A 6,152-nucleotide genomic window follows, 5' to 3' on the forward strand; every position below is an offset into this window, starting at 1 on the left:
ATAACAAGTACAAAAAGATAAAAATCCCCAAACTTTTGGGGATTTTTATTCTGTTTTTTAATTTTGTGAAGCAACTGCTTCTTTTTCTTCCATACTGGAAGCTTGACACTTCATGCAAAGTGATTTCTGATAGTACTTTTTAGAAAAGATAGCTACTCTGTTTGTGATTTTTTCACCACAAGAAGCGCACTCTGGAATTGGCACATCTGCTTCATCTTTTTTAATTTCTATAGAATCAGCCTTTTTAACATTTTTGTAGGATTCATGCTTTGATGTTGAGACAATTCCACCTTTCATATCCGGGGTTTCAATGAATTCACTTCTTGCACTATCATACTTGCACCAGGTTTTTGGTAGTCTATAAAGATATCTGCCAATACCGAACTTAACAGCGGCTCTTTTCAAAGAATCAGATACGGCTGACTTAAGCGGTTCTTTCTCACTATCCTGAGCTTCTCCTGCATCTGACTTTGTAACTCCATTAATCGTAAGTTTACAGACTACTTGTTTTGGCGAAATGACTTCGTACTCATCGTGCCAATTTTCAACTCCAACTAACTCGTCTAGCCTGTCAAGTATAGTTCTGGCATCTACATATGCCAGAGCAAGCGCTTTACCATCTCTCACAACAGTCGGTTTAAATTTCACTGCTGACTCATCGAATGGAGCAAGCAATTTTTCTTGAACTTCCTTAGAAAATTTCATAACTTTACACCTCATGACTCTCTTGTTACGTATAAATAATAACAATGACCCGGGTTACTATATTACCCAGTCTTCAATTGATAAACATAAAAACGATAATTATCCAGCTAAAATAGGCTTTTTACTAATATAATTATCGTATACTTTAAAAAATATTTCCAGAAAATAGATAAATGCTTTTAGGTCAATACATAAAAATATCTGATTAAATTCAAGATTATTATCCTAAATTAGTATTATCTGATATAATATGAAAGTTATAAGTAGCTGACATGCTGGTTTAAAATGTTTGATCACTTTAAAAAAATACTAAATAAAGTTTCTAAGCTAAATGACTCTGTAACTGAATATAAAATAGCTTCAAAAGATACCTATATTCCCTCTAAAGCCTTTGTTAACTGGGGTATATTTCTTGCTAACTCTGGCGATATAGATCAGGCTATTGAAAAATTTGAGTCATCAAGCCATATGGGCCCTAAAAACCCTGATAGTTTTACTAATTGGGGAATTGCTCTGGCTAAAAAAGGAAAATATGAAGAAGCAATAGAAAAATTTATTGCAGCAATTAAAATTGATCAGGAATATTCAAGAGCTTACTCATTGTGGGCTGCAGCTCTGGCTGAACTTGGTAATATGGATGAAGCCGAGAAAAAATATGAAACGGCTATAAAATTAAACCCTAAGGATATTGATACTTACATAGGGTGGGGAGTAGCTCTTGCAAAACAAAACAAAAAGCTTCTTGCAGAAGACAAGTTTAAAAGAGCTCTTACTATAAACCCTAAATCTGCACAAGCATTGTTTTTCTGGGGTGTTATACTTACAGAACTAGAAAAATATAATGAAGCAATAGAAAGATTTGAAACAGTTAATAATTTACAACCCAATAACGCTGATGTATTTCATTATTGGTCTTTAGCCTTAATGAGACTTGAAAAATACGAGGAAGCCCTTGTAAAAACAAAACAAGCTCTGAGTATCAACCCTGTAAAAGTAGAAACACATATTTATCTGGGAGAAATATTAACCTCATTAAGTAAATTTGATGAAGCTCTAGAATGCTATAAAATAGCTGAAAGTATAAACTCAAATCTCCCTGAATTATACTTGGCCTGGGGTATAACTCTACAAAAATACGGCGAACACTTTGAAGCTGTAGCAAAATTTAGTAAAGTTTTAAATCTGCAAGAAAAAAAACCAATTACTTTGTATCATCTAGCAATATCCCTTGCAGAAATAGGTGAACATGAAAAAGCGATAGGCTTATTAGAAGAAACAATTACTCTCGATCCACGTAATGGCGATGCTTACTTAAAGCTAGGATCTATTTACAACATATTAAAAGATCATTATAAAGCAATAGAATGCTATAAAAACGCTATCAAAGCATCAAATAAGAATTCATATGCACATTATTTGATAGCTGTAACTTATAACAGCCTGGGCGATTACGATAATGCTATGAAACATTACAATAAAACAATCGAAGCTGATCCTGATAATATAGACGCATATGTAAACCTTGCAGTTATACTGAGTGAAACTGGTAACAATAAAGAAGCAATAAGAAACATGCGCATATCATATAGAAAAAATCCAAATTCAAGCAATATCAGCACAATATATGGTGTAATTCTTTCAAAAGAAGAATCAACATTTAAAGATGCTCTTGAAAAATTTGATAATGCTATCAAAATAGATCCTGATGCAAGTACTGCATATATTGGAAAAGGTGAAGTATTAATCAGATTAAAGAAATTCAATGAAGCAATAAGTACTTATAATGAGGTATTACTTAAAAATCCTAGTAATATAACAGCTATATTTATGTTAGGAGTGACATATATCGAATTTGCAGACAATACCGGTAATTCAGCATATTATCATAATGCCCTTGAATGCTTAAATAAAACTCTTAATATCCAGCCGGAACACGTAGAAAGTATGGCTAATAGTGCATATGTAAAAGCACGACTCGGTGACTTTGTAACTTTTGAAAACGAATACAGAAAATTACTTGAGACTTATCCGCATTACCGTGATATTATATATAATTATTTAAATGCAAGTTTAATTAAACTTAATTACCACAAAAGTATTAACGATTTTATGGGATTAGTAAAATAACGTCAGAGTGTAAAAAGAGAGCGGATACTTATGAGCATTATTGTACAGAAATTCGGCGGAACATCTGTAGCTGATTCAACAAAAATTAAAAATGTCGCTAAGGCCGTAACTAGGGAATATGACAAGGGTCATCAAGTTGTTGTTGTTGTATCTGCTATGGGACATACTACTGATTATTTAGTTAGTCTAGCAGGCGAAATCACTTCGAAGCCTTGTAGCAGAGAAATGGATATGCTTCTTTCAAGTGGAGAACAAGTATCCATAGCACTTTTAGCAATGGCGATTCAAGAAGCAGGTTATCCCGCTATTAGTCTAGTTGCTGGACAAGTTGGAATTATAACAGAAAAAGTACACTCTAAAGCTAGAATCTTAGATATTAAACCTGATAAAATGCAAGGTTACTTAAATGAAGGAAAAATAGTCATAGTTGCAGGATTTCAGGGAGTAACCCCCGATAATGAAATCACAACTTTAGGTAGAGGCGGCTCTGATACATCAGCTGTAGCTTTAGCAGCTACATTAAAGGCAGAAAGATGTGATATTTATACAGATGTAGATGGAGTATACTCCGCTGATCCAAGAATTATTGAAAAACCTTCAAAATTAAACCAGATTTCATATATGGAAATGTTAGAACTTGCTAGAGTTGGAGCTAACGTTCTTCACCCAAGATCAGTTGAAACTGCAAAACAATTCAACGTGCCTATGAGAGTTAGAAGTAGTTTTAATCACGATGATTTAGGAACATTGATTATAGGAGAAAACTTAATGGAAATATATAAGCCTGTGAGTGGAGTAGCAGCAGATTTATCACAAGTTAGACTTGCAATACTAAAAGTGCCAGATGCTCCCGGAACAGCTGCTAAGGTGTTTACATCATTAGCAGAGCATAATATTAGCGTAGATATGATTATTCAATCATTAAAAGAAGATAATTCTAACAATATTGCTTTCACGGTTTCAGAGTCTGATCTTGATCAAACACTAAACATCCTTGAAAGAGTCAAGCAAGAAATTAACGCAGCAGACATTGTAGTAGATAAAAATATTGCAAAAGTTAGTATTGTTGGAGCTGGAATGATTGATAAACCAGGTATTGCAGCAGATATGTTCTCATCTTTAGCTGATGCTAGCATTAACATTAAGATGATTTCAACCAGTGAAATTAAAATTAGCTGTATAGTTGAAAAAGATAGAGCGCATGATGCCGTTAAAGCCATTCATACCAAGTTCCATCTTGATGAAGAAGGTATAGAAATTCCTGAAATATCTTTATAAAGCCAACTTTGTAAAATAAAGGGTAAATAATTGAGAACTTTAAACAAAAAAGCACTGAAAATATTTATTTTAATTTCGGTGTTTTTTTTATTTAATCAATTAGCATTTGCTGCTGATCAAATAAATCAGTATAAAAGCTTTAAACCATTCAAAATTGCTTTTATCCCAGATACTCACTTATCTTTTCAAAAAAAAGACAATTGGATTCTTCACAAAGAAAGCCTTGTAATTTTTCAAGATGTCATAAAAACCCTTAATAAAATGAAAGCTCTTGATTTTATAGTTTTTGGCGGCGATTTGATAGACAATAGCGACAAGGAATTCAGCGATCTTCCTATGCTACTGGATATTTTTTCTGAAATAAAGTCTCCTTATTATGTAGTTCCTGGAGATAGGGATGCAGATCTTACGGCTGAATATACAAAAAGAGATTTTCTGGATGAATTTTATTTAAATTTTGAAGATAAAGAGAAAACTTACTGGGCAGCAGAACCTGTTTCAAACGTACTCTTAATAGGGCTTGATACGACTATTATTAATGGTTTTTCCGGATTAATCCCAGGAGAACAACTTCAATGGCTTGATAACACGTTAACGAATAATAAGAGCAAGTTTACTATTATAGCAATGCACCACCCTGCTTTCCCAACTATTAATCCGGAAGAGAAACTTGTCTGGAAAGACTTTTTACTACTAAATTCAGCAGATTTTCTTAACATAATCCAAAAACACCCACAGGTTAAACTGGTATTAAGCGGACATCATCATCTTGGATATTCTAAAAAAGTAAATGATACTGTCTTTGTTTCAGCACCATCAATTATTACTTATCCTAACAAATATGCTTTACTGACAGTATATCCAGACAAAGTTGAAATAGAAAATAAATCTATAAATTACAAACAAATAATTAAAAAGTCTAAAAAAACCATAATAAATACAAAATACGCTCAAAACTATAAAACTCTTGGAACGAGACAACTAATTAAGCTGCAAAAGGGTATTAAATCAGAGAGATATATTTTCAATCAAGATAAATAACATTTACTGATCTAGTGGTAAGATTTGTAAATAGTTAATAGCACCCTCTCTGTCATTGCGAGGGCTTTAGCCCGTGGCAATCTATCCGTTTTACATTAAACGAGTAATAAAAAATTCTTACGCATTTTTTATTACTCGTTTAATAGCTGAGCACAGAAAGCAGCCTACAAAAATCATTAAAGATTTTTCATCAAAATCTTTAATGATTTTTTCCGCTGTCCTTAAAAGCTAGTATTCATAATTGGCAAGATCCTCACGTCGCTTCTCAGGATGACAGTGTGTATTATTGGAAGGATTGATAACTTGAGAAAGTGACTGTGTCACTTAGGATGACGGTTCGGGAAATCATAGCATATTATTTGTCGATCGGGACTCTCAGCTATTCGAGTTTATTAACAGGCTTAAATAATAGTAGCTTTACCCCTTTATCTATACTGTATATATTATAAGGTGTTGTCACATGTCCAGCATATTCGTGATCTTTGAGGAAATCTTGCCTGACAATACACTCAATATGATCGGGGTCAACTTTTGAAGGTAGTAAAAAATAAGATTTTTCAAGCTCTGTTTTAACTGAGGTCATTGTAAGGCAATTATTTACAGGAAACTCAGTTGTATACCAGTAGGCTCCGGGCGATTTTGCATCAAAAGCATATACAAAAAACGGAATATTAAACCCTACCAGACCATCTCCTTTTTTAAAACCCGCTTTTAATAAAAGGCTATGCGTACTTTCTATAAAGGTTTTAGTATCATAGCCTACCCGCATATGCTTTAGTTTAGTGATATTATTCACCCTGTAATTCTGATTAATAACTGCGAAATTAGGAAAATCTAACCTGAAAATAAAGATGCATATAAAATAAGCCCAGGCAAAAAATATTGCAGTTAAAGGCAATATTAGCTGGAATTTATAATCAAGTTTTGAAGAAAGAATCCCTAAAATACTCATCAAAACGAATAAAGCAAACCAGGGCATTATATGATTATATGCAAGTAAG

Annotated in this window: 5 protein-coding genes (1 of these 5 only partly in view); 3 read left to right on the plus strand and 2 right to left on the minus strand. The window is 33.0% G+C overall.

Features of this window, described 5'->3' with window-relative positions; translation table 11 throughout:
• Positions 1 to 57: 57 nt before the first annotated feature.
• Positions 58 to 705, minus strand: coding sequence for a hypothetical protein (locus A2255_04240; protein ID OGI16757.1), 648 nt, complete (start codon positions 703 to 705; stop codon positions 58 to 60).
• A gap of 285 nt (positions 706 to 990) precedes the next feature.
• Between A2255_04240 and A2255_04245 the strand changes: the two genes are divergently transcribed.
• From A2255_04245 to A2255_04255, 3 genes are read left to right on the plus strand one after another with little or no spacing between them, the layout of a single operon-like run.
• Positions 991 to 2,832, plus strand: coding sequence for a hypothetical protein (locus A2255_04245; GenBank protein OGI16758.1), 1,842 nt, complete (start codon positions 991 to 993; stop codon positions 2,830 to 2,832).
• A gap of 30 nt (positions 2,833 to 2,862) precedes the next feature.
• Positions 2,863 to 4,110 carry an aspartate kinase gene (locus A2255_04250; GenBank protein ID OGI16759.1) on the plus strand — a complete coding sequence of 416 codons (1,248 nt, stop codon included), beginning with the start codon at positions 2,863 to 2,865 and terminating at the stop codon, positions 4,108 to 4,110.
• A gap of 30 nt (positions 4,111 to 4,140) precedes the next feature.
• A complete protein-coding gene (locus tag A2255_04255) occupies positions 4,141 to 5,151 on the plus strand; it encodes a hypothetical protein (GenBank protein ID OGI16760.1) in 1,011 nt (336 codons plus the stop codon).
• 379 nt (positions 5,152 to 5,530) lie between these two features.
• Here A2255_04255 and A2255_04260 read toward each other — a convergent pair whose 3' ends face one another.
• Positions 5,531 to 6,152, minus strand: the 3' portion of a protein-coding gene (locus tag A2255_04260) for a hypothetical protein (GenBank protein OGI16761.1). Its footprint extends 1,178 nt past the window's final position; the window shows 622 of its 1,800 coding nt (coding positions 1,179–1,800); the start codon falls outside the window, past its right edge — the gene reads right to left on this strand; it ends in the stop codon at positions 5,531 to 5,533.

Source organism: Candidatus Melainabacteria bacterium RIFOXYA2_FULL_32_9, from assembly GCA_001784615.1.
Taxonomy (GTDB): domain Bacteria; phylum Cyanobacteriota; class Vampirovibrionia; order Gastranaerophilales; family UBA9579; genus UBA9579.

Coding starts and splice junctions, on each gene's coding strand:
- A2255_04240 (OGI16757.1), bottom strand. CDS start 705: ATGAAATTTTCTAAGGAAGTTCAAGAAAAATTGCTTGCTCCATTCGAT.
- A2255_04245 (OGI16758.1), top strand. CDS start 991: ATGTTTGATCACTTTAAAAAAATACTAAATAAAGTTTCTAAGCTAAAT.
- A2255_04250 (OGI16759.1), top strand. CDS start 2,863: ATGAGCATTATTGTACAGAAATTCGGCGGAACATCTGTAGCTGATTCA.